Below are 25504 nucleotides of genomic sequence, written 5' to 3'. Positions count from 1 at the left end.
TAAATGTAATTCGCCCTACCTTGATGCAAAAACTGCAAAGCGACACATCTCAATTTCGTACAAACTGACAGAATCTTAGCATAGGGCCTACCTGTCATCAAAATGATATTATTTCCAGATGGAACAAGCCGCTAAAGAAACACTACCAATATCCCTCGAAGACGAAATGCGGCGGTCCTATTTGGACTACGCAATGAGCGTCATAGTCGGCAGAGCCCTGCCAGACGTGCGTGACGGCCTCAAACCGGTTCACCGCCGGGTCTTATTCGCTATGTATGAATTAAACAACGATTGGAACCGAGCTTACAAAAAATCTGCCCGTATAGTTGGCGATGTAATCGGTAAATACCATCCGCACGGTGATTCTGCGGTGTATGACACGATCGTTCGGATGGCCCAGGATTTCTCTCTGCGCTATATGCTGGTTGACGGGCAGGGTAACTTTGGCTCCGTAGACGGCGATAACGCTGCTGCAATGCGATATACCGAGATCCGCCTGCGCAAGATAGCTCATGAGCTTTTGGCCGATTTGGACAAGGAAACGGTCGATTTTGGGCCAAATTACGACGGTAGCGAGAAAGAACCCCTGATTCTGCCTGCCAAAGTGCCTAATTTGTTGATAAATGGTAGTTCTGGTATCGCTGTAGGCATGGCGACCAACATCCCTCCCCATAACTTGGATGAGGTAGTTACAGCCTGTTTACATGTACTTCACAACCCAGAATGCACGATAGACGAGCTGATCGAGATCATTCCAGCCCCGGATTTCCCAACCGCCGGCATTATTTACGGCGTTCAAGGCGTCCGCGAGGGTTATCGCACTGGCCGCGGCCGTGTGGTGATGCGCGCTAAGACGCACTTTGAAGATTTGGATAAGGGCGCGCGTCAAGCCATTATCGTTGATGAATTGCCATATCAAGTAAACAAAAAGAACTTGCTCGAGCGTATCGCTGAGTTAGTGAATGAGAAAAAAGTTGAGGGTATCTCTGATTTGCGTGATGAATCAGATAAATCTGGTATGCGCGTTGTGATTGAATTGAAGCGCGGCGAAGTGCCCGAGGTCGTTCTCAATAATTTGTATAAGAGTACTCAGTTGCAAGATAACTTCGGTATGAACATGGTGGCCTTGGTAGATAACCAGCCACGTTTGTTGAACTTGAAGCAGATGCTTGAGTACTTCTTGCAGCATCGTCGTGAAGTAGTGACACGTCGTACGATTTTTGAATTGCGTAAAGCGCGTGATCGTGGCCATGTCTTGGAAGGTTTGGCTGTTGCATTGGCAAACATCGATGAGTTCATTGCGCTTATTAAAGCTGCTGCGAACCCAGTGATTGCTAAGCAAGAATTGATGGGCAAAGCTTGGGATTCATCGATGGTGCGTGAGATGTTAGCGCGTGCTGAGACAGATACGCCAGGCGGCCGCAACGCTTATCGCCCAGAGGGATTGTTGCCTGAGTACGGCATGCAAACTACTGGCTTGTATCGCCTCTCTGATAGTCAAGCGCAAGAAATTTTGCAGATGCGTTTGCAACGCTTGACTGGTCTTGAGCAAGATAAGATTGTTAACGAATACAAAGAAGTGATGTCAGAGATTTCTGACTTACTTGATTTGTTGGCAAAGCCAGAGCGTGTAACTCAAGTGATCGAATCCGAGTTGAAAGAAGTTCAAGCGGAGTTTGGTATTGCTGGTGGTGATACAGGTCGTCGCTCATTCATCGAAATGAATGCCACAGAACTCTTCACAGAAGATTTAATTACACCGCAAGATATGGTGGTGACTCTTTCAAATACTGGTTACATGAAGAGTCAGCCACTGAGTGAATACCGCGCACAAAAACGTGGTGGTCGTGGCAAGCAGGCTGCAGCCACTAAGAATGAAGATTGGATCGACACGCTCTTCGTTGCCAACACTCACGATATTATTTTGTGCTTCTCCGATCGCGGTCGTATGTATTGGCTCAAAGTTTGGGAAGTGCCGCAAGGTAGTCGTACTTCTCGTGGCAAGCCAATCGTCAACATGTTCCCGCTGATTGAAGGCGAGAAGATCACCGTGATTCTGCCGATCAAGGGCTACCAGGATGATCATTACGTCTTTATGGCTACTAGCTTGGGCACTGTGAAGAAGACGCGTTTGTCTGACTTCTCTAACCCACGCAAGGCCGGCATTATTGCTGTGGACTTGAATGAAAACGACTTTTTAGTTGGTGCAGCGATTACCGATGGTCAGCACGACGTTATGTTGTTCTCTGACGCTGGTAAAGCCGTGCGCTTTGACGAGTATGATGTTCGTCCAATGGGTCGTACCGCACGCGGTGTGCGCGGCATGAACTTAGGCGAAGGTCATCAAGTGATCGCTATGTTGGTTGCTCCAGCAGAAGCTGCGGAAGGTGCTGAAGCAGCTGTGGTTGATGCGGACGGCATTGCAATTCCAAGTAGCGTATTGACAGCTACAGAGAATGGTTACGGTAAGCGTACGCCAATCGCTGAATACACTCGTCATGGTCGCGGCACGAAGGGCATGATTGCCATTCAGACTTCAGAGCGTAACGGTAAGGTAGTTGCGGCTGCATTGGTATCTCCAGAAGATCAAATTATGTTGATCACTACTGGCGGCATCTTGGTACGTACTCGTGTTTCTGAAATTCGTGAAATGGGGCGCGCTACTCAAGGCGTTACTTTGATCAATGTTGATGAGGGTACGCGCTTATCAGGTCTGCAGCGTATTGCTGAGAGCGATTCGGATGAAGAAGTTGATGTTGATAGCGCAGAAGAAGGTGATGTATCTGCTGATCCAACAACCGACTCTAATGACGATACGGTAGGTGACGCTTAAGCGTCACCTTTAGACTAGACCACATCATGACTTTTGACCGCCGCATTTTCAATTTCGCTGCGGGGCCTGCTACTTTGCCTGAGGAGGTACTGAAGCAGGCTGCCGATGAAATGCTCAATTGGCGTGGACTCGGTACTAGTGTGATGGAAATCAGTCATCGCAGCAAAGATTTTATGGAAGTATATGAAGAGGTGGTGCAAGATTTGCGCACCCTCATGAATATTCCTGATGACTATGAAATTTTGCTCTTACAAGGCGGTGGTCTTGGGCAAAATGCAGCCATCCCCATGAATCTGATGCCTTTGGCCAAGAACGGACCGAAGGCAGATTACATCGTTACTGGCGTATGGTCAGAAAAATCCTATAAAGAAGCGCAGAAGTATGGCACTGCAAATCTAGCCGCCTCTTCAGCCGCAGAAAAATTCAATACTATTCCGGCAAGATCAACTTGGAAGTTATCTGGTGATGCTGCTTATGTTCTCTACTGTGCCAATGAAACGATTGGTGGTGTTGAGTTCCCAGACGTGCCGGATGTTGGTGATGTTCCACTAGTTTCGGATATCTCTAGCAATATTCTTTCTAAGGAAATGGATGTGAGTAAGTGCGCCGTTTGGTTTGGTGGTGCGCAAAAGAATATCGGCCCCTCTGGCGTGACGATTGTGATTGTGCGTAAGGACTTAATTGGACATAGCATGGGCATTACTCCCACGATTTGGGACTGGGCTGTGCAAGCTAAAACTCAGTCGATGATCAATACGCCGCCGACATTTTCGATTTATATGGCTGGCCTAGGCTTTAAGTGGTTGCTTAAGCAAGGTGGAGTGAAAGCCATTGAAATGCGTAATCAAGAAAAAGCGGATTTACTTTATAACTTCTTAGATCAAAGCAGCCTGTATGAGAATCGTGTCACCAAGGAATATCGCTCACGTATGAACGTGACTTTCTTCTTAAAAGATGAGAACCTGAATGCAGAGTTTTTGGCGCAATCGAGCGCGGCTGGCTTGGTTGCCTTGCGTGGCCATAAAGCTGCAGGCGGTATGCGTGCCAGCATTTATAACGCAATGCCTATTGAGGGTGTAAAAGCCTTAGTTGAATTTATGCGCGACTTTGAAAGGCGGGCTTAATGAGTACTGAAGAACAGCGCTTAGCGCCCTTGCGGGAAAAAATTGACGCGCTCGATGCGCAGATCTTGGATTTGCTTACTCAGCGTGCACAAGCAGCCCAAGAAGTAGGCCATGTTAAAGGCGGCTTCGCATCACCAGTCTTTCGTCCTGAGCGTGAGCGCCAAGTTGTCGCGCGCCTTCAAGAGATTAATAAAGGCCCATTACTTCCAGATGGTATTGCTGCCATTTGGCGCGAAGTGATGTCTGCATGTAGAGCTTTGGAGGCTCGCCAAACCATTGCTTACCTTGGCCCAGTAGGAACATTTTCTGAGCAAGCAGCACAAACCTATTTTGGTCATTCCATCGCTGGATTGCCTTGCGCCAGTTTGGACGAGGTTTTTAAAGCAGTAGAGAAGGGCGCGGCACAATTTGGCGTAGTGCCTGTTGAGAACTCTAGTGAAGGTGCGATTTCTCGCACATTGGATTTATTGCTCGACTCTTCTATGCGTATTAGCGGCGAAGTCGTATTGCCAATTCGTCATCACTTATTGACTAAGAGTGGCAAGCTTGATGGCGTAACTACTGTTTGCGCTCATGCTCAAGCATTGGCTCAGTGCCAGCAATGGTTAAGCGTGCACGCTCCACAATTAAAGCGTCAAGCGGTGAGCAGTAATGCGGAAGCAGCTCGCATGGCGGCAAGTGATCCAACTCTGGCTGCAATTGCTGGCGATCCTGCGCAAGAGGCGTATGGTTTGCAAGCGGTAGCTGCACAGATTCAGGATGATCCGCATAATCGCACCCGTTTTGTTGTGGTCGGTAACTACGCCTGCCAGCCAACCGGTAAAGATCAGACCTCTTTGGTGCTCTCTGTTGATAACCAGCCTGGTGCTGTCCATCGTTTATTGGCGCCTTTGGCAAAGCATGGCGTCTCTATGAATCGCTTTGAATCTCGTCCTGCACGTAAAGGTACTTGGGAATATCACTTCTATATTGATATTGCTGGTCATGCAGATGATGCGAAAGTAGTGAAGGCGCTTGAGGAGTTAAAAGGGGTTGCAGCTTTCTATAAGAACCTTGGCTCTTATCCCCACTCTACTTAATCCAAGATTAACTGTAACTAACTGTGTATTAGTAAATAAATTAGTAAAGCTCGAATGACTTCTAAGATTGGCTTAAAACATATTCATGCGATCGCCCCTTATGTTGGTGGTCGCCCTATCAGCGAAGTTGCGCGTGAGTATGGTCTTGATGAAAATAAAATTGTGAAGCTAGCTTCCAATGAAAATCCATTAGGCATGCCAAAGTCGGCACAAGATGCCATGCTCAAGGCTGCAGGTGACTTAGGCCGCTACCCAGATTCCAATGGATTTGAGTTAAAGAACGTCTTAGCCGATCGATTGGGTGTGCCAACAGATTGGATTACCTTAGGTAACGGCAGTAACGATATTCTGGAATTGGCTGCACGTGCAGTTGCACAAGCCAGCGACGAAGTGATCTTCTCAAGACACGCTTTTGCTGTTTATCCTTTGGCTACCCAGGCTGTTGGCGCCAAGGCAATTGAAGTGGCTGCTACGGATATTTATGGTCACGACCTACCAGCCATGTTGGCGGCAATCAAGGCATCTGGCGACAAGGCGAAGTTGGTGTTTGTGGCTAATCCCAATAACCCTACTGGTAGCTATTTGACAGCTAAAGAGATTGAAGACTTTTTAGTTGCAGTCCCGTCGAATGTAGTTGTTGTACTTGATGAAGCCTATAACGAGTACCTCACGCCTGAGCAACGCTACGATGCCATTGCTTGGGTAAAGCGCTTCCCTAATATGATTTTGTCGCGTAGCTTCTCCAAGGCTTATGGCTTAGCCGGTCTGCGCATTGGTTATGGGGTTGCACAACCCCACTTAACTGATCTGCTGAATCGAATTCGTCAGCCGTTTAATGTAAATAGTCTGGCTCAGGCTGCTGCTATTGCAGCCCTTCAGGACAAAGAATTTTTGCAGCAAGGTTTTGAACTCAATCGTGCTGGCTATGCTCAGCTCACCAAAGCTTTCGATGAACTAGGTTTACGCTATCTGCCATCTGCAGGCAACTTTGTTCTTGTCAAAGTGGGTGATGATGACCAAGCTGGTGCTCGTATTAATTTGGAATTACTTAAGCGCGGGATTATTGTTCGCCCAGTTGGTAATTATGGTTTGCCGCAGTGGTTACGCATCTCGATTGGCTTGCCAGAAGAAAATACAGCATTCATTGATTCTTTAAAACAAATACTTTCCTAATGACCATCATTAATCCAGCAAGCAATTACGGTACCGTCACCATCGTTGGTGTTGGTTTAATCGGTGCCTCATTGGGTTTGGCACTCAAGCAGGCGGGTTTGGTGACTAAAGTTTTGGGCGTAGGTCGTAGCAAGGAAAATTTAGAGCAAGCGCAAAAGATGGGTGCTATTGATGGTGTGGTGGATTTGGTTGAGGCCGCTAAGCAATCTGATGTCATCGTGCTTTGCGTGCCTGTAGCGCAAATGCGCACTGCCTTTGAGGTGATGGAGCCACATCTTGAGCCTCGCACCATGGTTACCGATGCTGGCAGCACTAAAGGCGATGTGATTTTGGCTGCCAAGGAAGTGTTGGGTAAGAAGGCATGTCAATTTGTGCCGGCTCATCCGATTGCAGGTGGTGCTCAGCACGGAGCCAGTGCTGCTAAGGCAGATTTATTTAAAGGTAAGCAAACTATTATTTGCCCTTTACAAGAAAATTCACCTGAAGATACGGCTTTGATTACTGGTTTTTGGGAATCCGTTGGTTCTGAAGTGAAAAAGATTAGCGTCGTACAGCACGATGCAATATATGCAGCGGTTTCACATCTGCCTCATATCCTGTCTTACGCATTAATGGCTAGCGTAGTGAATTCTGAAGACGCTGATCAAAAGCTTGGTCATGTTGGTGCTGGCTTTAAAGATTTCACACGCATTGCTGCATCCAGCCCAGAGATGTGGCGCGACATTTGCTTAGGTAATCGCACTGCAATTCTGAAAGAATTGGATCAGTATCTGTTGATTGTGAGTCACATGCGAAAACTGATTGCTGAGAACGATGGCCCTGGATTGGAAAAATTATTCAATAAGGCGAGTAAAGCGCGTCAAGATTTGGATGTGCTTTGATGAGTGGTTTGCCAGATATTAGTATTGGTCCATTCAAGCGAGCCCAAGGCTCGATTGTTTTGCCAGGATCTAAGAGTATTTCAAATCGGGCATTGCTACTTGCAGCCCTTTCCAGTGGTACGACCACCCTCAAGAATTTATTGGATGCAGATGACACTCAAGTTATGCGCAGTGCTTTGCGTCAATTAGGATTGACCGTTACCGATCAACCTAATCAAGTATGCGTAGTCGAGGGTTGTGGTGGTAAGTTCCCGGTGCAGGAGGCGGACCTCTTTATGGGTAATGCTGGTACTGCGATGCGTCCATTAACCGCAGCTTTAGCAATGCAAGGTGGTAACTATCGTTTATCTGGTGTTGCCCGCATGCATGAGCGACCAATACGGGATTTGGTGGATGGTTTACGTCAAGTGGGCGCAAAGATCGACTATGAATTGCAGGAAGGCTATCCACCGATCAGAATATCCGCTGCAGCGATTCAGATTAAAGATGTTGTTAAAGTACGCGGCGATGTATCAAGCCAATTCTTAACCGCATTACTCATGGCTTTGCCTTTGGTTGCGATAGAGCCGGTACGTATTGAAGTAATTGGTGAACTTATCTCACGTCCGTATATCGATATCACCTTGAAGTTGATGACCCGCTTTGGCGTGACAGTTGCTTGTCCTGATAAACAGTCATTCATTATTCCTGCAAAACATTCGGATTCTGTGTACAAGAGTCCTGGTCAGTTATCTGTTGAGGGTGATGCTTCTTCTGCATCCTACTTCTTGGCTCTTGGTGCCATTGGCGCTGGTCCCATAAAGGTTCTTGGCGTTGGTAAAGATAGTATTCAAGGTGATGTAGCTTTTTCTGACGCGCTTGCGCTGATGGGCGCCAAGATCAATATGGGTGAAGATTGGATTGAAGTATCTGGCGTGAAAAATGCCAATGGCAAACTCAATGGCATCACCATTGATTGCACTGAAATTCCTGATGCTGCGATGACCTTGGCTGTTGCTGCTTTGTTTGCAGAAGGTCCAACGCGTTTGAACAATATCGCTAGCTGGCGCGTTAAAGAAACAGATCGCATTGCGGCAATGGCAAAAGAATTGAAAAAAGTTGGTGCAATCGTTGAAGAAGGTGCTGACTACATTGTTGTGCAAGCTCCTGCATTACCCAGTGACTGGAAGTCTCCGATTGAAGGTATTGATACCTATGATGACCATCGCATGGCGATGTGTTTCTCACTTGCTGCATTTGGTCCAAATGCGCTCAAGATCAATGATCCTAATTGCGTAGCAAAAACCTTCCCGACTTACTTCGCAGAGTTTGCAAAGGTAGTGAACTAAGTTCATGAGCTCTTTCTCAGTCATTGCTATTGATGGCCCAACTGCTTCGGGCAAAGGTACTGTTGCCTCACTCGTTGCAGAAAAGCTAGGCTTTCATTATTTGGATAGTGGTGCCCTTTATCGCTTGGTGGCTTTAGCTAGCGAAAAACAGGGAATTGACGTTAAAAATGGCTCAGAATTAGGGCTTTTGGTTCCTAAGTTATTGATTTCATTCAAAAATGGGCGAATTTTGCTTAATGGCGAGGATGTCACAGATGCTATTCGCACAGAAAGTATGGGTTTAAGGGCATCCGCTTTAGCTATACACCCTGACGTGAGGTCCGCTTTGGTAGGCCTACAGCGCAGTTTTCGCCAATCTCCGGGGCTGGTGGCCGATGGCAGGGATATGGCAAGTGTCATATTCCCAGACGCCGTTTTAAAGGTTTTCTTGACCGCAACAGCGGCTGCTAGAGCTGAGCGTCGCTATAAGCAATTGATAGCTAAGGGAATTTCTGCTAAACTTGAGGACTTGCTGCAAGATTTGCAGGAGCGCGATGCCAGAGACAGTAGTCGAGGTACCGCACCCTTGTTAGTTGCAGATGGTGCAAAAGTGCTTGAAACATCAGATTTATCTATAGATCAAGCAGTTAAGACGGTTTTAGATTGGTATCAATCGACAATCGCCTAGTTTGTATGTAGCTGGCTGTATGCAGTAGTTTTTGGTGTCTTAAGAAACTCCACAACGCGACTTTTCATTAGCGTGTTTCTTGAAGACTTTTTTAATCTAACCCGTCAGGCCTTCTGGCGGCACAAAGTGAATACACATGTCTGAATCATTTGCAGAACTATTTGAAGAATCATTAACCCGATCGAATATGAAGACCGGCCAAGTTATTTCGGCTGAAGTTCTCCGCATCGACCATAACTTCGTCGTTGTTAACGCTGGCTTAAAGTCTGAAGCGTTTATTCCTGTTGAAGAATTCCATAACGACGCTGGCGAGATTGAAGTAGCTCCTGGCGATTTCGTTTCTGTTGCTATTGACGCTCTTGAGAACGGCTATGGCGACACCATCCTTTCCCGTGATAAAGCAAAACGCTTGGCATCATGGATGAATTTGGAAAAAGCGCTTGAGCAAGCTGAGATCGTTACCGGTACTGTTACCGGTAAGGTTAAAGGCGGCTTGACTGTTATGGTTAACGGTATCCGCGCATTCTTGCCTGGATCACTCGTTGATACACGTCCAATCAAAGACACCAGCCCTTACGAAGGTAAGACGATGGAGTTCAAGGTTATCAAGCTTGACCGTAAGCGTAACAACGTAGTGTTGTCACGTCGTGCAGTGGTTGAAGCTAGCCAAGGTGAAGAGCGTGCTAAGTTGATGTCTAATCTTAAAGAAGGCGCAGTTGTTACTGGCCTCGTTAAGAACATTACTGATTACGGCGCGTTCGTTGACCTCGGTGGTATCGACGGCCTCTTGCACATCACTGACTTGGCATGGCGTCGTGTACGTCACCCAAGCGAGATGTTGACTGTTGGTCAAGAAGTTACAGCGAAGATTTTGAAGTTCGATCAAGAAAAGAACCGTGTTTCACTCGGCGTGAAGCAGCTTGGTGATGATCCATGGGTTGGTATCGCTCGTCGCTATCCACCTAATACCCGTTTATTCGGCAAAGTAACTAACTTGACTGATTACGGCGCATTCGTTGAAATCGAATCTGGCATCGAAGGTTTGGTACACGTTTCTGAAATGGACTGGACTAACAAGAACGTTGCTCCAAGCAAAGCTACTGCATTAGGAACCGAAGTTGAAGTAATGGTTCTGGATATTGATGAAGACAAGCGTCGTATTAGCTTGGGTATCAAGCAGTGCAAAGCTAATCCATGGGAAGAATTCTCACGTGCCCAACAAAAAGGCGATAAGTTATCTGGCGCAATCAAGTCTATTACTGACTTTGGTGTGTTCATTGGCTTGCCTGGCGGTATCGACGGTTTAGTTCACCTCTCAGACCTTTCATGGAATGAGCCAGGCGAAGAAGCTGTTAAGAAATACAAAAAAGGTGATGAAGTTGAAGCCACTGTATTGGCAATTGATGTTGAGAAGGAACGTATCTCTCTCGGTATCAAGCAATTGTCTGGTGACCCATTCAACAACTACACATCTGTCAGCGACAAGGGTAGCCTCGTAACTGGTACTGTGAAAGCGGTTGATGCTAAGGGTGCAACAATTCACTTAGCTGATGAAGTTGAAGCTTACTTACGTGCTTCTGAGATCTCAACAGATCGCGTTGAAGATGCACGTAATGTATTGAAAGAAGGCGATAGCGTTACTGCAATGATCATTAATATTGATCGCAAGTCACGTGTTATCAATCTTTCAATCAAAGCAAAAGACAGCTCTGATCAACAAGATGCAATGAGCAAGCTCCAAGGTGATGCGCAGTCTGGCACAACCAATTTGGGTGCTTTGTTAAAAGCAAAATTGGATAATCAAGGCTAAATCAATATCGCCGCTTTCCATTAGGGGAGTGGCGATTTTTTATTGATAGATCATGACAGATCAAGAGCAACAAGCAATCACCCGCTCCGAACTAGTGGAGAGCCTCGCGGAACAGTTTCCGCAGCTTCTGCCTAGGGATGTGGAGTTGGCGGTAAAAACTTTGCTGGACACAATGACTCATGCTTTGGCTGAGGGCAAGCGTATCGAGTTGCGTGGCGTGGGTAGCTTTGTGCTTCACCATCGTCCTGCGCGTACTGGTCGCAATCCAAAGTCTGGTGAGACAGTATTGATTCCAGAAAAACGCGTTCCCCACTTTAAGCCTGGCAAAGAGTTGCGTGAGCGAGTAGATTACAAGCCGTTGAAGCAGGCGGGCCCCAAAGAGGGTTCTGGTGCCTAAGATTCAGGCTCAACCTCAGTGGTCCATTCGGGCCATTTTTTTATTTAAATTCTGCGCACTATGATCCAGATAGCTACCGCTTGGTTGTTGCTGCTGCCAGTGATGTTTGGCATTGGTTGGTTAGCGGCACGCTGGGACTTGCGTCTTGAAAACCGCATGGATGAACGTGAGCGCATGCGTCAGCAGCGCTCTACCTTTAAAGGCTTGAGTCTTTTGCTCAATGAGCAGCCTGATCAGGCGATTGAAACCTTAGTCAAAATTGCACAATTAGATCCAGAGACTATTGAGCTGCATTTCTCATTGGGTAATTTATTTCGCCGTCGTGGTGAAACAGAGCGCGCTATTCGCATTCATCAGCACTTGGCTAATCGTGATGATCTGAAGCCCCGCGATCGTGATCACGCTGCCTATGAGTTGGGCCGTGACTTTTTGCGTGCTGGCTTGCTTGATCGAGCGGAAGCTTCTTTAAATCGTGTAGGCAATGGTAAGTATGCTGAGCCTGCTAAAGAAAGCTTGCTGGAGATGTATCAAATTGAGCATGATTGGAAAAAAGCAATTATTGCGGCTAGTGAGTTAGAGGGTCTCCAAGGCAAGTCACACCATACTGAAATTGCGCAATTCCACTGTGAGCTAGGTCAAGAAGCGTTACGCCGTAAAGATTTAGTGGAAGCGGAGCAATCGATACAACGTGCTTTGCAGGCGGTGCCTAATCACGCGCGCGCTTTGATATTGCAGGGCGATTATTTAATGGCAATGGAGCGACCTATTCAAGCAATTGAGGCTTGGAGCATGATTGCTAGTAAGCACCCTGCATACATGCATTTATTGGCAGATCGTTGGATGTTGGCTCATACCGCAATTAATAAGGCGGATGAGGGTTTAGATCGCCTTTGTGATTTACTGAAAACCCAAGCTACAGGTGAGTTGCTCGATATTGTGCATAAGCACCTGATGAAAATTCGTGGCCCACAAGCAGCAAATATCATGTTGTCTGATGTGATGCAGCATTCACCTACTCTGATTGCATTATCAAAGATGGCTGAAACCCGACTCGCATTAGAAGAAGGTAGTGCTAGTCCAGAAAGACTTTTAGAACTTCAATCGATTTTGAATCTATTGCGCCAGCGTACTACTAGTTTGGCTCGTTACACTTGCGGCAATTGTGGCTTTAGGGCGAGAAGATTTTATTGGCAGTGCCCTGGATGTAATCATTGGGAGGCATACTCCCCAAGACGAAGTGAAGGTGCCGCACCAAGTGGTCCTTCGATGTAAAGAATTTAGGAGAAAGAATGAAAGTTACTATAATTGGCAGTGGTTATGTAGGTTTGGTTACAGGCGCATGCTTGGCTGAACAGGGCAATAATGTCTTTTGCGTAGATGTTGATCCCAAAAAGATTGAGATTCTCAATTCTGGCGGAGTTCCAATTTATGAGCCAGGCCTCAAAGAGATGATTGAGCGAAATCGTGCTGCTGGTCGTTTGCAATTTTCTACTGATATTGCTGCTTCGGTTGCCCATGGCGATATTCAGTTCATCGCAGTAGGCACCCCTCCCGATGAAGATGGTTCTGCTGATTTGCAATATGTTGTTGCAGCAGCGCGTAATATTGGTCGCCATATGGCCACCCCTAAAGTGATTGTCGATAAATCGACTGTCCCAGTAGGTACTGCAGATAAGGTTCAAACCGCAATTACCGAAGAGCTAGAAAAAAGAGGTTTACCTTCAGACTTATGTGCAGTGGTCTCTAATCCTGAGTTCTTAAAAGAAGGCGCAGCCGTTGAAGACTTTATGCGCCCTGATCGCATTGTGATTGGCACTGAAAATACACCAGCAGGAATGCGTGCTAAAGAGCAAATGCGCAAACTCTATGCCCCATTCAATCGCAACCACGAGCGCACCTACTACATGGATGTGAAGAGTGCTGAGCTGACTAAATATGCAGCTAATGCAATGTTAGCAACCCGCATCTCCTTTATGAATGAGTTAGCGAACTTGGCCGACTTAGTTGGCGCTGATATTGAACATGTGCGCCAAGGCATTGGCTCAGACTCCCGTATTGGCTTTGGCTTTTTGTATCCCGGCACAGGCTATGGCGGCTCCTGTTTTCCAAAGGATGTATCAGCACTTTCTAAGACTGCTAAAGAACACGGTCGTGAACTCAAAATTCTGGACGCTGTAGAAGCCGTTAATGAATTACAAAAGTACACCTTAGTTGAGAAGATCGAAAAACGCTTTGGCAAAGATCTCAAAGGCATGAGGTTTGCTTTGTGGGGATTGGCTTTTAAGCCTAATACCGACGATATGCGTGAAGCGCCTAGCCGTGTGATTATTCAGGAATTAGTTAAACGTGGCGCCCAAGTGGTTGCGTATGATCCAGTTGCTATGTCTGAAGCTAGTCATGCCTTGGAGCTCGACTTTAAAGGTAATCCAACAGGTCTTGCGCAAGTATCAATGACTGCCGATCCGATGTCAGCGCTAACTGATGCTGATGCCTTGGTTATTGTGACGGAATGGAAGGCATTCCATACTCCTGATTTTGATCAGGTCATGCAAAAACTCAAGCGTCCCACTATCTTTGATGGTCGCAACCTCTATGAGCCAGCTTCTATGCAAGAATTAGGTATTGAGTACTATGGCATTGGTAGACATAATTAAGTAAATAAATAAGAAGCGCCAAAACACAGAAAATAGTAAATAGCTAAATGGAAAAAGCCAATAGAGAACAGTTCTCCAAAGCCCGTCTACTAGTGGTGGGCGATGTCATGCTGGATCGTTATTGGTTCGGTGACACCAATCGCATTTCTCCTGAGGCGCCAGTGCCAGTGGTGCAGGTAGGTAAGATTGATGAACGTCTTGGTGGCGCTGCTAACGTAGCTCGTAACGTAGCTGCGCTCGATGCTAAAGCAACCATTCTCGGTATTGTTGGTAATGACGAACCTGGCAAGCGTGTAGTTGAGCTATTAAAAGCCGGCGGTGTCAATAGCCAGTTGGAAATTGATGCAGATGTTCCAACTATTGTGAAGTTACGAGTGATTGCTCGTCAGCAACAGCTCATTCGTTTAGATTTCGAAGAAACTCCAAGCGCAAAAGCGCTTGCTCATAAATTAGAGCGTTTTGAAAAACTCGTGGGTGATGCTGACGTAGTAATACTTTCCGATTACGGCAAAGGCGCATTGGGCCAAGTAGCTCATATGATTGAGCAGGCTCGAGCACAAAATAAAATGATCTTGGTTGACCCTAAGGGCGAAGATTATGAAAAGTATCGTGGCGCTACTGTCTTAACGCCTAACCGTAGTGAATTGCGCCAAGTGGTTGGTCAGTGGACTAGCGAAGAAGATTTGACTAAGAAAGCCCAAGACCTTAGAAAGTCCCTTGACTTACAAGCCTTGCTTCTAACGCGTTCTGAAGAAGGTATGAGTTTGTATACTGATGCAGGTGTCAGTCATGTCAAGGCGCAGGCTCGTGAGGTATTTGATGTATCTGGTGCTGGCGATACTGTGATTGCAACATTGGCCGTGGCATTGGCTGCGAAGTGGCCTTTAGAAAAAGCCATGGCGCTTGCAAACCGTGCTGGTAGCATCGTCGTTGGCAAGTTGGGAACTGCAACCGTTACTTCAGAGGAATTACAGTGACTATTATCGTTACCGGCGCAGCTGGATTTATTGGTGCCAATATTGTTCAAGCGCTTAATGCGCGTGGCGAGAAAAATATCATTGCAGTAGATGATCTTCGCCCTGCAGACAAGTATCGCAACCTCGCTGATTTGGACATCATTGATTACCTTGATAAAGATGAGTTTCTAGAGGCATTTAGAAGTGGTCGTTTGGGTAAGGTGAAGGCCGTGTTTCATGAGGGGGCCTGCTCCGACACCATGGAGACAGATGGAATTTTCATGATGGCGAATAACTATCGCTACACCATGGATCTTTTGGATATTTGCACTGAGCAAAAGGTTCAATTGCTTTATGCCTCTTCTGCGGCTACCTATGGTGGCTCAGACGTATTTGTAGAAAGTCGTGAGCATGAGAAGCCACTCAATATTTATGGCTACTCTAAGTTCTTATTCGATCAAGTGATGCGTAAGCATTTTGCAGAAAAGGCAAATACAGCACAGGTTGTTGGCTTTCGTTACTTCAATGTTTATGGCCCTCGTGAGTCACATAAAGGCCGTATGGCTTCAGTTGCCTTTCATCAATATCACCAATACAAAGCTAATGGTCATGTAAAGCTGTTTGGTGAGTACGGTGGTTATGCTCCTGGTGAGCAAAGTCGCGACTTTGTATCCGTTGAGGATGTAGTTAAAGTAAACCTCTTCTTCCTAGATCATCCAGAAATCAGTGGCATCTTTAATTTAGGTAGCGGTCGTGCGCAACCCTTCAATGATGTAGCGCATGCCGTAGCTAATTCTATGCGTAAGTTAGATAAAGGGGTGCCTGCAACCCTTCAAGAATTGGTGAAAGAAAAAGCCATTGAGTACATTCCATTTCCGGATGCACTCAAAGGCAAATATCAATGCTTTACTCAAGCTGATTTGACTAAGTTGAGGGCTGCGGGCTATACAGAGCCCTTCCTCAGTGTTGAGCAGGGTGTAGGAAAATATATCGAGTGGTTGGAGGCTAATGCTGGTTTTCTGGCTAACCCCTTGTAAGTCAGTCAACAAAAGTAGTTTCTCCTCGTTGTAAACGATCCACGCGCACTTTGTGTCCGTGGATTTTTTATTTACTACAGGAGAGAAGATGATAAAAAATTTAACTTTGGGTAAAGTTCAGACTTTAGTTGGAGCTGTAGCACTAGCATTAACTGTATTGGTATTGGGTTCTGGGGCAGCTTACGCTTCACCCATTAATGTCAATACTGCCACTCAAACCGAGCTTGAGAGCATTAAGGGTATTGGCCCTGCTAAGGCAAAAACCATTATTGCTGAACGTTTGGATGGCGGTCATTTTCAGGATGCGAATGATCTGCAGAAGCGGGTTCGTGGCATTGGTATGAAATCAGTCGAAAAAATGGTGGATAACGGTTTAACCATTGAAGCCCCTAGCTCCTTTCGGGAGCCTAATGGCCGCACGAAGAAAGAGGGTGGAGCATCTAGCCGACGCCATTCGCGTAATCAAGCTAGTCCTCGCAATCAGCAGGAGCGTTCGGGATCAGGTCGCAGAAATTAAACCCTTCCGTGTTTAAGGCGGCTTATGGCTAAAATGGCTTTATGAGCAAACCTTCCTACCTTACTATTTCGCAGACTGTGGGCAATACGCCTTTAGTTCGTTTGCAGCGTATTCCTGGTTTAGAAAACGAGAATCGCAATAATGTGATCTTGGGTAAGTTGGAAGGAAACAATCCAGCCGGGTCGGTGAAGGATCGACCTGCGCTGTCGATGATCTCACGCGCACAAGAGCGCGGTGAGATTAAACCTGGCGATACATTAATTGAGGCAACCAGCGGCAATACGGGTATTGCTTTGGCAATGACTGCAGCGATGCTCGGTTACAAAATGATTCTAGTCATGCCAGAAAATCAAAGCATTGAACGTCGTCAAAGTATGGCGGCTTATGGTGCTGAATTAATATTGACCGCAGCCTCTGGCGGTATGGAATTTGCCAGAGATTACGCCTTGCAGCTGCAAAGAGAAGGGCGCGGTAGATTACTTGATCAATTTGCCAATCCTGACAATCCTAGAGCACATATAGAAACTACTGGACCAGAAATTTGGCGAGACACTGATGGACAGATTACCCATTTCATATCCGCTATGGGTACAACTGGAACCATTACGGGAGTCTCCACTTATCTAAAGTCTATGAATCCTGCGATTCAGATTATTGGTGCACAACCAGAAGAGGGCTCACAGATCCCTGGTATTCGGAAGTGGGCACCCGAGTACCTGCCCAAGATTTATCAAGGCGATAAGGTAGATCTGATTGAGTATGTTTCGCAAGCGGATGCAGAGGAGATGGCCCGTCGCTTGGCAGCAGAAGAGGGTATTTTCTGTGGCATCTCTGCTGGAGGTGCCTTGGTAGTGGCTTTGCGCATTGCCCGTCAAGTTGAAAATGCCACGATCGTCTTTATTGTCTGCGACCGTGGTGACCGCTATCTATCTACTGGTGTTTTTCCGGCTTAAGACTTTACTTTTTTCTTAGCGCTGGATTTCTTGGGTTTAGACTTTTCAGTAGCCGCCTTTGAGCCAACAGTTTTACTTGAGTTTTCTACTGGCACAACACTTTGATTTTTATATCCTAGGGCTTGGGCAAACTCAGCAACACTTTGCGCATAGAAATAACTGCGGTTGTATTGCACTATCGTCAGAAAATTATTTAAGCCAACAAAATATTGCACTTGGTCTACGCCATCTTTATCTGGATACGGTAGGTCAACGATGAAAGCTTTGCTTTGTGGCTCTACCCCACCACTTTGAAGATCGCCCTGTTGCTGAGTCAAGATTTCTTTTTCAATGAGCTCTTGTACAGTAAATTTCAATTGCGGTTCACCATCAGCCATTGCTTTGGCAGTACTGATGCCATTTTCTTGAACTGGAAATGAAATCGGCATACCGGGTTGCCAGCCATGTTTTTTCATGAAGTTGGCAACACTCGCAATAGCATCCTTAGGGCTTTGCCTTAGATCAATTTGACCATCGCCGTCACCATCGACTGCAAAGCTGCGAATACTGCTGGGCATGAACTGTGGCAGGCCGATGGCGCCAGCATAAGAACTATTCTGATTTAGGCAAGCATTAAAGCGTGTGCTATTGATACCTTGACTACTATTTTTAGAGGGCAACTTGCCACCCGCCCCGGTCCAACACATCAGAATGAGTTCTTTGAGTTGATCCTTGAAGAGTTGTTCACGTGCTGGTTTATTTGGGGTATCTGGGTAACTAAAGGCGAGGGTGGATAAAACATCTTTCACCCTGAAATTACCAGTTTGGCGCCCATAGATGGTCTCGATGCCAATAATGGCCACAATAATCTCAGCTGGCACCCCTGACTCTTGCTCAACTTGGCTCAAAAAGGCTTGATTTTGGTCCCAAAAGACCCTGCCAGCCTTAAGGCGCACGGGCTCAATAAAGCGTTTGCGATAAGCCAGCCAATTCTTCTTAAATGTAACCGATGGGGGTAATACCAATTTCCGAATTGAGGGAACCGTTTTAGCATCTAGGAAGCCCATTTCTAGGGCTGGGAGTGGGATTTCTTGGTTCTGGGAGACCTGGGTAAGGAGTTCGTTGAGGTTCTGGCTAAAACGCGCCTCGGTAGCGACATCGTCAGTCTGGTTTACGATGGGCTGTTGCGATTGGGTTGGTTGTGTGGAGGTGCTAGAGCACCCTGCTAAAAACGCAAGAGCAAGCAGTAGGTAGGAGACGTGAAAGTTCATGCCTAAGATATTTTTATTGGTATTGGATTTTCGAATGTTGAGCACGTTTAATTAGATTATAAAAATAACAAATTTGCTATTGAGGATTTCGAGTAATGACAACAGGATACATAACTCATCCAGACTTTCTGAAACATGAGATGGGAAGCCATCATCCAGAGTGTCCAGAGAGAATTCAGGCGATCAATGATCAACTGATTCGCAGTGGTGTTGATCAATTTTTACATCATTTAGATGCGCCATTGGCCACTGAGGACCAATTGGAATTGGTTCATAGTTCTGACCACGTTTCTTTTGTTCGAGATCGCGCCCCAGAGAGCGGGTATTTCATGCTCGATGGTGACACCATTATGAATCCCCATACTTACAGAGCTTCACTCAGAGCTGCAGGCGCTGCTATTGCAGGCGTAGATGCTGTGATGAAGGGTGAGGTTGAGAACGTATTTTGTGCTGTAAGACCGCCAGGACATCATGCGGAGCCAACGCGTTCTATGGGATTTTGTTTATTTGATAACGTGGCGATTGCTGCGCGATATGCAATGGAAACATACGGCATTGAGCGTGTCGCCATCGTTGATTTTGATGTCCATCATGGCAACGGTACTGAAGCTGCCTTTTTCAATGACCCTAATGTCTTGATGTGTAGCTTTTTTCAACATCCCTTTTATCCCTATAGCGGCCTTGATCACGCAAACAATATGGTCAATGTACCTTTGCCTGCTGCGACTCGGGGCGATGTGGTGCGCTCCATTGTGGAAGAGCAGTGGTTGCCAGCTTTGCGTAATTTTGAGCCTGAGCTCGTGATTATTTCAGCAGGGTTTGATGCCCATCGCGAGGATGATTTAGGTCAGATGGGCTTGGTGGAGGATGACTATGTCTGGATTACCAAACGTTTAAAAGAGATTGCTAATGAGTATGCGCAAGGACGCATTGTGAGCTGCTTAGAGGGTGGTTATAACCTCTCTGCTTTAGGCCGCAGTGTGGTGGCCCATATTAAAGCACTAGCAGACATTTAATAAAAAATTTAGTAAAACAGAAATCGAAAGCTGAAGATGGCAAATATTTATGAACAAGGTTTGGCTCGCAATCCAGCCAACTACACCCCAATTACACCGCTCTTATTTTTAGAGCGCTCAGCAGAAATTTACCCCAATAAAACTGCCGTTATTCATGGGAAATTGCGTCAGACCTGGGCGCAAACCTATGAGCGTTGCCGTCGCTTGGCTAGCGCCTTGCAAAAGCATGGTGTTGGTTTGGGTGACACCGTAGCGGTGATGTTACCCAACACGCCTCCAATGGTAGAAGCCCACTTTGGTATTCCGATGGCGGGTGCAGTTTTGAATGCTCTTAATACTCGTTTAGACGCAGAGACAGTGGCTTTTATGCTGAATCATGGCGAAGCAAAGGTAGTCATTGTTGATCCTGAATTTTCAGGGGTGATGAAAAAAGCGCTTGAGATCGCTAAGAAAGATTCTGGTCGTGATTTCTTGGTGGTAGATGTTGAAGAAAATGAATTTAATGTTCCTGGCGAGAAGTTAGGCAAACTTACTTATGAGAAATTACTCTCCGAAGGGGATCCAAATTTTGCATGGCAAGTTCCCGCAGATGAGTGGCAAGCGATTTGCTTGAACTACACATCGGGAACTACTGGTAACCCTAAGGGCGTGGTGTATCACCATCGTGGCGCTGCAATCAATGCTGTTTCCAATGTGCTGGACTGGGATATTAATAAGCACCCTATTTATCTTTGGACTCTGCCGATGTTCCATTGCAATGGTTGGTGCTTCCCATGGACGATCGCAGCTCGCGCTGGTGTCAATGTCTGCTTGCGTCGGGTTGATGCGCAACATATTTTTGCGGCAATTAAAGAACATGGCGTGACCCACTACTGCGCAGCACCTATCGTGCATAACTTGTTGGTCAATGCGCCAGATGAGCTGAAGGTGGGAGTGCCCGCAGGAGTCAAAGGCTTGATCGCGGGTGCCGCACCACCTGCATCCATTATTGAGGGCATGGAAAAGTTAGGATTTGATTTAACGCACGTCTATGGTTTGACTGAAACCTATGGGCCAGCAGCTGTGTGCGTTAAACAAGATGAGTGGAATGATGTTGATATCGGTGAGCGTGCTCGCTTAAATGCACGTCAAGGTGTGCGCTACCACATGCAACAAGCAATTGCTGTTCTTGATCCAGAAACTATGCAGGCCGTTCCGGCTGATGGTGAAACCATGGGTGAAATTATGTTCAAGGGCAATATCGCCATGAAGGGATATCTGAAGAACGAAAAAGCAACCCAAGAGGCATTTGAAGGTGGCTGGTTTCACTCGGGTGATTTGGCGGTAATAAATCCAGATGGTTATGTGAAGATGAAGGACCGCAGCAAAGACATCATTATTTCTGGAGGTGAAAATATTTCCTCTGTAGAGGTTGAGGATGTGCTCTATCGACACCCAGCCATTAATGCTGCTGCGGTGGTTGCTAAGCCTGACGCTAAGTGGGGTGAAACGCCTTGTGCCTTCTTGGAAATCAAACCTGGCTCAGAAGTGACTGCTGAGGAGATTATTGCCCACTGTAAAAAGCATTTAGCAGGCTTTAAGGTTCCGAGAGCCATTGTGTTCTGTGAGCTACCAAAGACCTCGACTGGCAAGATTCAGAAGTTTGAGCTTCGGAAACAAGCGGGTTCAGCTACCGCAATTGATGTTTAATTTGGCAAATATTCAGGTAAAATAAAACGATCGTGCTTTTTATTGAGGGTTTATTCTCGATTTATATATTATTGGAGAGGTTTGAGGGATGAAAGTCTTAGTAGCTGTAAAACGCGTTGTAGATTACAACGTCAAAATTCGGGTGAAATCAGATAACTCTGGTGTTGATTTAGCGAACGTCAAAATGAGCATGAATCCCTTTGATGAAATCGCAGTAGAGGAAGCAGTGCGCTTAAAAGAGGCGGGTGTTGCAACTGAAGTGGTTGTAGTGACTGCTGGCGCAACTCAATGCCAAGAAACCCTACGTACCGCTTTGGCAATTGGTGCGGATCGTGCCATCCTGGTGGAGACAGATGCAGAGCTGCAACCTTTAGCAGTAGCGAAGATTCTCAAGGCGCTCTCTGATAAAGAGCAAGCGCAAATCATCATTCTTGGTAAGCAAGCAATTGACGATGACAGTAATCAAACCGGTCAGATGCTGGCAAGCTTGTTGGATATCCCTCAGGCTACCTTTGCCTCCAAAGTGGTGGTTGCAGACGGCAATGCCACTGTGACTCGCGAAGTCGATGGCGGCTTAGAAACTATTGCACTAACTTTGCCGGCAGTGATTACCACTGACCTGCGCTTGAATGAACCACGCTATGTCACTTTGCCGAACATCATGAAGGCCAAGAAGAAAACGATTGATATCGTGAAGCCTGAAGAATTGGGTGTCGATATTGCCCCACGCCTGAAAACACTTAAAGTAGAAGAGCCGCCAAAGCGCTCTGCTGGCGTGATGGTTGCTGATGTAGCAGCCCTTGTAGAAAAACTCAAAAATGAAGCGAAGGTGATCTAAATGGCTGCACTTGTTATTGCTGAACACGACAATCAATCATTAAAAGCGGCAACCCTTAATGCTGTAGCAGCTGCTTTGCAGTGCTCTCCTGAAGTGGATGTGCTCGTTGCTGGTAGTGGTGCTGATGCTGCCGTAGCTGCCGCAGCGCAAATTGCTGGTGTGCGCAAAGTCATTCAAATCGATGCCGCCAATTTGGCCGATCAATTGGCTGAACCTTTGGCTGCGCAGATCATCTCCATTGCGAATAGCTATAGTCATATCCTCGCTCCTGCAACAGCTAATGGGAAGAATGTTTTGCCACGCGTTGCCGCTAAGTTAGATGTGGCCCAGTTGTCTGACATTACCAAAGTCATCTCTGTAGATACTTTCGAGCGTCCAATTTATGCTGGCAATGCGATTGCAACCGTGCAATCCACTGACCTAATCAAAGTGATTACCGTACGTACTACTGGTTTTGATCCAGTCGCTGCAACTGGTGGTTCAGCTGCTGTAGAAAAAGCTGCTGCTGCTGATAGTAAATCTTCATCATCCTTTGTTGGTCGTGAGCTGACTAAATCTGATCGTCCAGAATTGACCGCCGCCAAGATTATTGTTTCTGGTGGTCGCGGTTTGGGTTCTGGTGAAAAGTATCAGGAGCTCATTGCTCCTTTGGCCGACAAGCTCGGTGCTGCTTTAGGTGCATCCCGTGCTGCGGTGGATGCAGGTTATGTTCCCAATGATTACCAAGTGGGTCAGACTGGCAAGATTGTGGCTCCTCAGCTTTACATTGCCGTAGGTATCTCAGGTGCCATCCAGCATTTGGCTGGTATGAAAGATTCCAAAGTGATCGTAGCAATCAACAAAGATCCAGAGGCGCCAATATTTGGTGTTGCTGACTATGGTCTAGTGGCGGATTTGAATACTGCTGTGCCGGAGCTAACAAAAGCACTTGGTTGAGCTGAAGATTGAAGTCAAAGATTAATTAAGTATCAAATTGTATAAAGAGGAGTTGTAATGCCATACGTAGCCCCAGTGAAAGATATGTTGTTTGTGATGAATGAACTAGCTGGGCTATCAGATGTTGTTGCCTATCCCTCCTATGCTGACGCGGGTGCGGATGTAGATTTAGCCCCTGCGATCTTGGAGGAGTCAGCCAAATTTAATCAAGATGTAGTGGCACCCCTCAACTGGACTGGCGATCAAAACCCAAGCTCTTTAAAGGATGGTGTAGTGACAACCACCCCTGGCTTCAAACAAGCTTTTGAGCAATACGCTGCTGCTGGTTGGCAAGGCGTAATTCATCCCGCAGAGTTTGGTGGACAAGGCTTACCAAAATTGATCTCTACTGCTTGTTTAGAGATGGTGAATGCAGCCAATCTTTCTTTTGCACTCTGCCCATTACTTACTGATGGTGCTATTGAAGCTCTCTTAACTGCTGCTAGCCCTGAACTTCAGGAGCAATATGTTCCGAAGATGATTTCTGGTGAGTGGACTGGAACAATGAATTTGACTGAGCCTCAAGCTGGTTCTGATCTTGCGATGGTTCGCTCACGTGCTGTTCCAGGGGGTGACGGTACTTACAAGATTTTTGGTACCAAAATTTATATCACCTATGGTGAGCACGATATGGCTAAGAATATTATCCATTTGGTGTTAGCCAGAACACCTGATGCACCAGAGGGCGTAAAGGGTATTTCATTATTTGTAGTGCCGAAGTTTATGGTGAATAAAGATGGTTCATTAGGTGAACGTAATGATGTGCATTGCGTTTCGATTGAGCACAAGTTGGGTATTAAAGCGAGCCCAACTGCGGTTCTACAATTTGGTGATCATGGTGGTGCGATCGGTTACTTAGTAGGCGAGGAAAATCGCGGTCTTGAATACATGTTTGTGATGATGAATGCGGCTCGCTTTGCAGTAGGTATGCAAGGCGTAGCGGTAGCTGAGCGTGCCTATCAAAAGGCGGTTCAATATGCAAAAGATCGAGTACAAAGCCGCGATCTAGCGGGTTCACCGGGCCCAGTTGCAATTATTCATCAGCCGGATGTAAAGCGGATGCTCATGACCATGCGCGCCTACACAGAGGCATCACGTGCTTTAGCTTATTACGCTGCTTCTGCCTATGATGCACAGCATGCCGCCCCTGATGAAGCGGTTCGGAAAGCTAATCAAGCTATCTATGAATTCTTAGTCCCAATCGTTAAGGGCTTTTCTACAGAAATGTCGATTGAAGTCGCTAGTCTGGGAGTTCAAGTGCATGGTGGCATGGGCTTTATCGAAGAAACTGGCGCAGCGCAGTATTACCGTGATGCCCGCATCTTGACGATTTACGAAGGCACTACTGCAATTCAGGCGAATGACTTAGTTGGTAGAAAAACGGTTCGTGATGGCGGTGCGATTGCCAAAGAGCTTTCCCAAAGAATTGCTGCCACTGAAAAAGATTTAGCTGCCAGTGGAAGCGCTGATGCTAAAGCAGTGCTCAAACAGCTCACCTTAGCTCGTGCCGCCTTCGAGCAGGCCGTTGCATACATCGTTACGAATGCAAAGACAGATATCAAGGCTGTCTATGCTGGTAGCTTTGCTTACTTGCGCTTATCTGGCTTGGTATTGGGCGGCTGGCAAATGGCGAGGGCGCTCTTAGCTTCTGAGCGTCTTCGCGATGGCGATCCAAAATTCTATGATGCGAAGATTGCTACAGCTCGTTTCTTTGCTGAGAATCTCATGCCTCAAGCACAAGCACTAGCAACGTCGATTGTTGAAAGCGGTCACTCCACCAATGCCCTGGAAGTAGAGCAGTTCTAAGGGGACGCAAAAGAGAATAAAAAAACCGCTCTTAAGAGCGGCTCTTGCAAAATGAAAGCTATCTGCAATTATTGGGATAGCTTTTTTGCTTCATGGATTTGAGAGATGAAGAATTGCTCAAATGAGACTGCTAAAAAAGTCATCATCACACCAGCACCCAATACCAATGAGAAAATCACTGTTAGTATCTCGAGCCAGCCAGAGCGGCTGCGTCGGTGATCTTCAATGCCGGGATTAAATTGGGCATCCCACTTCTCATCTAAGCGAAGACCAAAGGCAATCGTGGTTAACCAGCTTGCTTCAATAGCCATAAAGCCAAAAGTAACGAGCACCCATCCTGGCGCCGAATTAAAGTGGGCGTCCTTGAGAATGACCCAGCCTACTGCGCCACCTATCAAGGCAAATAGTTGAACCCATGCCCAAAAAGATTTAAGTCCTTGCAGATAAAAACAATTAAGGCCGCTGCCCGGAAGGAGTAATCCGAGTGCGCAAAAAAGAAGTTTGGATTTTTTCATGAATCT

Annotated in this window: 21 protein-coding genes and 1 pseudogene; 20 read left to right on the top strand and 2 right to left on the bottom strand. The window is 46.5% G+C overall.

Going from position 1 to position 25504, the window contains the following annotated elements:
* Positions 1–118 precede the first annotated feature (118 nt).
* From gyrA to cysM, 15 genes and pseudogenes are all read left to right on the top strand, one after another.
* A complete protein-coding gene (gene gyrA / locus ICE89_RS10660; RefSeq protein ID WP_216265876.1) occupies positions 119–2833 on the top strand; it encodes a DNA gyrase subunit A in 2715 nt (904 codons plus the stop codon).
* 26 nt (positions 2834–2859) lie between these two features.
* The gene (serC, locus tag ICE89_RS10655; protein WP_216265875.1) at positions 2860–3957 is read left to right on the top strand and encodes a 3-phosphoserine/phosphohydroxythreonine transaminase; all 1098 of its coding nucleotides are present in this window, start codon (positions 2860–2862) and stop codon (positions 3955–3957) included.
* A complete protein-coding gene (gene pheA / locus ICE89_RS10650) occupies positions 3957–5036 on the top strand; it encodes a prephenate dehydratase (RefSeq protein ID WP_216262503.1) in 1080 nt (359 codons plus the stop codon). The genes serC and pheA overlap by 1 nt, the downstream gene beginning before the upstream one ends.
* A gap of 54 nt (positions 5037–5090) precedes the next feature.
* Entirely contained in the window at positions 5091–6209 is a 1119-nt protein-coding gene (gene hisC, locus ICE89_RS10645) for a histidinol-phosphate transaminase (protein ID WP_216265874.1), read from the top strand.
* On the top strand, positions 6209–7090 hold the full coding sequence (locus ICE89_RS10640) for a prephenate dehydrogenase/arogenate dehydrogenase family protein (protein WP_216265873.1): 882 nt from the start codon (positions 6209–6211) through the stop codon (positions 7088–7090). Before hisC ends, ICE89_RS10640 begins: the two co-directional genes overlap by 1 nt.
* Before the next feature lie 8 nt (positions 7091–7098).
* Complete coding sequence (gene aroA / locus ICE89_RS10635) at positions 7099–8418, top strand: 3-phosphoshikimate 1-carboxyvinyltransferase (protein ID WP_216265977.1); 1320 nt, start codon at positions 7099–7101, stop codon at positions 8416–8418.
* A 4-nt stretch (positions 8419–8422) separates the two neighbouring features.
* Positions 8423–9085 carry a (d)CMP kinase gene (cmk, locus tag ICE89_RS10630; protein WP_216265872.1) on the top strand — a complete coding sequence of 221 codons (663 nt, stop codon included), beginning with the start codon at positions 8423–8425 and terminating at the stop codon, positions 9083–9085.
* Positions 9086–9221: 136 nt separating this feature from the next.
* Positions 9222–10895, top strand: a complete 1674-nt coding sequence (gene rpsA, locus ICE89_RS10625; RefSeq protein ID WP_216262497.1) for a 30S ribosomal protein S1 — start codon at positions 9222–9224, stop codon at positions 10893–10895.
* 52 nt (positions 10896–10947) lie between these two features.
* Positions 10948–11286: pseudogene (locus ICE89_RS10620) on the top strand (integration host factor subunit beta); the annotation flags it as partial.
* Between the two features lie 66 nt (positions 11287–11352).
* Positions 11353–12564, top strand: a complete 1212-nt coding sequence (gene lapB / locus ICE89_RS10615) for a lipopolysaccharide assembly protein LapB (protein WP_216265871.1) — start codon at positions 11353–11355, stop codon at positions 12562–12564.
* A 17-nt stretch (positions 12565–12581) separates the two neighbouring features.
* Entirely contained in the window at positions 12582–13946 is a 1365-nt protein-coding gene (locus ICE89_RS10610) for a UDP-glucose/GDP-mannose dehydrogenase family protein (protein WP_216265870.1), read from the top strand.
* Between the two features lie 47 nt (positions 13947–13993).
* On the top strand, positions 13994–14923 hold the full coding sequence (gene rfaE1, locus ICE89_RS10605; RefSeq protein ID WP_216265869.1) for a D-glycero-beta-D-manno-heptose-7-phosphate kinase: 930 nt from the start codon (positions 13994–13996) through the stop codon (positions 14921–14923).
* Positions 14920–15939 (top strand): ADP-glyceromanno-heptose 6-epimerase, encoded by a 1020-nt coding sequence (gene rfaD / locus ICE89_RS10600; RefSeq protein WP_216265868.1) that lies wholly within the window; start codon positions 14920–14922, stop codon positions 15937–15939. Before rfaE1 ends, rfaD begins: the two co-directional genes overlap by 4 nt.
* An 88-nt stretch (positions 15940–16027) precedes the next feature.
* Positions 16028–16456 (top strand): helix-hairpin-helix domain-containing protein, encoded by a 429-nt coding sequence (locus ICE89_RS10595; protein ID WP_216265867.1) that lies wholly within the window; start codon positions 16028–16030, stop codon positions 16454–16456.
* A 41-nt stretch (positions 16457–16497) separates the two neighbouring features.
* Positions 16498–17409, top strand: a complete 912-nt coding sequence (cysM, locus tag ICE89_RS10590; RefSeq protein ID WP_215357889.1) for a cysteine synthase CysM — start codon at positions 16498–16500, stop codon at positions 17407–17409.
* Here the strand turns inward: cysM and ICE89_RS10585 are convergent.
* Positions 17406–18659 (bottom strand): lytic transglycosylase domain-containing protein, encoded by a 1254-nt coding sequence (locus ICE89_RS10585; RefSeq protein WP_216265866.1) that lies wholly within the window; start codon positions 18657–18659, stop codon positions 17406–17408. The two genes, cysM and ICE89_RS10585, sit on opposite strands and share 4 nt — an antisense overlap.
* A gap of 95 nt (positions 18660–18754) precedes the next feature.
* On the opposite strand from ICE89_RS10585, the gene ICE89_RS10580 reads away from it, so the two are divergent.
* From ICE89_RS10580 to ICE89_RS10560, 5 genes are all read left to right on the top strand, one after another.
* On the top strand, positions 18755–19675 hold the full coding sequence (locus ICE89_RS10580) for a histone deacetylase family protein (protein ID WP_216265865.1): 921 nt from the start codon (positions 18755–18757) through the stop codon (positions 19673–19675).
* Positions 19676–19711: 36 nt separating this feature from the next.
* Positions 19712–21364, top strand: coding sequence for an acyl-CoA synthetase (locus ICE89_RS10575; RefSeq protein WP_216265864.1), 1653 nt, complete (start codon positions 19712–19714; stop codon positions 21362–21364).
* A gap of 88 nt (positions 21365–21452) precedes the next feature.
* A complete protein-coding gene (locus tag ICE89_RS10570) occupies positions 21453–22202 on the top strand; it encodes an electron transfer flavoprotein subunit beta/FixA family protein (RefSeq protein WP_216265863.1) in 750 nt (249 codons plus the stop codon).
* On the top strand, positions 22203–23138 hold the full coding sequence (locus tag ICE89_RS10565) for an electron transfer flavoprotein subunit alpha/FixB family protein (protein WP_216265862.1): 936 nt from the start codon (positions 22203–22205) through the stop codon (positions 23136–23138). It abuts the gene before it with no gap.
* A 57-nt stretch (positions 23139–23195) separates the two neighbouring features.
* Complete coding sequence (locus ICE89_RS10560; RefSeq protein WP_216265861.1) at positions 23196–24983, top strand: acyl-CoA dehydrogenase; 1788 nt, start codon at positions 23196–23198, stop codon at positions 24981–24983.
* Positions 24984–25051: 68 nt separating this feature from the next.
* Here the strand turns inward: ICE89_RS10560 and ICE89_RS10555 are convergent, their stop codons facing one another.
* Positions 25052–25498, bottom strand: coding sequence for a hypothetical protein (locus ICE89_RS10555; protein WP_216265860.1), 447 nt, complete (start codon positions 25496–25498; stop codon positions 25052–25054).
* Positions 25499–25504 lie beyond the last annotated feature (6 nt).

The organism is Polynucleobacter sp. AP-Kaivos-20-H2, from assembly GCF_018882215.1.
Lineage (GTDB): Bacteria > Pseudomonadota > Gammaproteobacteria > Burkholderiales > Burkholderiaceae > Polynucleobacter.
This window is presented reverse-complemented; position numbering and strand designations above follow the sequence as displayed.

What these genes read in the sequence shown, in the direction of transcription:
- ICE89_RS10595 (WP_216265867.1), top strand. Translation starts at nt 16,028, where the DNA reads ATGATAAAAAATTTAACTTTGGGTAAAGTTCAGACTTTAGTTGGAGCT.
- ICE89_RS10555 (WP_216265860.1), bottom strand. Translation starts at nt 25,498, where the DNA reads ATGAAAAAATCCAAACTTCTTTTTTGCGCACTCGGATTACTCCTTCCG.
- ICE89_RS10565 (WP_216265862.1), top strand. Translation starts at nt 22,203, where the DNA reads ATGGCTGCACTTGTTATTGCTGAACACGACAATCAATCATTAAAAGCG.
- pheA (WP_216262503.1), top strand. Translation starts at nt 3,957, where the DNA reads ATGAGTACTGAAGAACAGCGCTTAGCGCCCTTGCGGGAAAAAATTGAC.
- lapB (WP_216265871.1), top strand. Translation starts at nt 11,353, where the DNA reads ATGATCCAGATAGCTACCGCTTGGTTGTTGCTGCTGCCAGTGATGTTT.
- ICE89_RS10575 (WP_216265864.1), top strand. Translation starts at nt 19,712, where the DNA reads ATGGCAAATATTTATGAACAAGGTTTGGCTCGCAATCCAGCCAACTAC.
- ICE89_RS10640 (WP_216265873.1), top strand. Translation starts at nt 6,209, where the DNA reads ATGACCATCATTAATCCAGCAAGCAATTACGGTACCGTCACCATCGTT.
- ICE89_RS10570 (WP_216265863.1), top strand. Translation starts at nt 21,453, where the DNA reads ATGAAAGTCTTAGTAGCTGTAAAACGCGTTGTAGATTACAACGTCAAA.
- ICE89_RS10560 (WP_216265861.1), top strand. Translation starts at nt 23,196, where the DNA reads ATGCCATACGTAGCCCCAGTGAAAGATATGTTGTTTGTGATGAATGAA.
- rfaE1 (WP_216265869.1), top strand. Translation starts at nt 13,994, where the DNA reads ATGGAAAAAGCCAATAGAGAACAGTTCTCCAAAGCCCGTCTACTAGTG.
- cysM (WP_215357889.1), top strand. Translation starts at nt 16,498, where the DNA reads ATGAGCAAACCTTCCTACCTTACTATTTCGCAGACTGTGGGCAATACG.
- hisC (WP_216265874.1), top strand. Translation starts at nt 5,091, where the DNA reads ATGACTTCTAAGATTGGCTTAAAACATATTCATGCGATCGCCCCTTAT.
- rpsA (WP_216262497.1), top strand. Translation starts at nt 9,222, where the DNA reads ATGTCTGAATCATTTGCAGAACTATTTGAAGAATCATTAACCCGATCG.
- ICE89_RS10585 (WP_216265866.1), bottom strand. Translation starts at nt 18,659, where the DNA reads ATGAACTTTCACGTCTCCTACCTACTGCTTGCTCTTGCGTTTTTAGCA.
- gyrA (WP_216265876.1), top strand. Translation starts at nt 119, where the DNA reads ATGGAACAAGCCGCTAAAGAAACACTACCAATATCCCTCGAAGACGAA.
- ICE89_RS10580 (WP_216265865.1), top strand. Translation starts at nt 18,755, where the DNA reads ATGACAACAGGATACATAACTCATCCAGACTTTCTGAAACATGAGATG.
- serC (WP_216265875.1), top strand. Translation starts at nt 2,860, where the DNA reads ATGACTTTTGACCGCCGCATTTTCAATTTCGCTGCGGGGCCTGCTACT.
- ICE89_RS10610 (WP_216265870.1), top strand. Translation starts at nt 12,582, where the DNA reads ATGAAAGTTACTATAATTGGCAGTGGTTATGTAGGTTTGGTTACAGGC.
- cmk (WP_216265872.1), top strand. Translation starts at nt 8,423, where the DNA reads ATGAGCTCTTTCTCAGTCATTGCTATTGATGGCCCAACTGCTTCGGGC.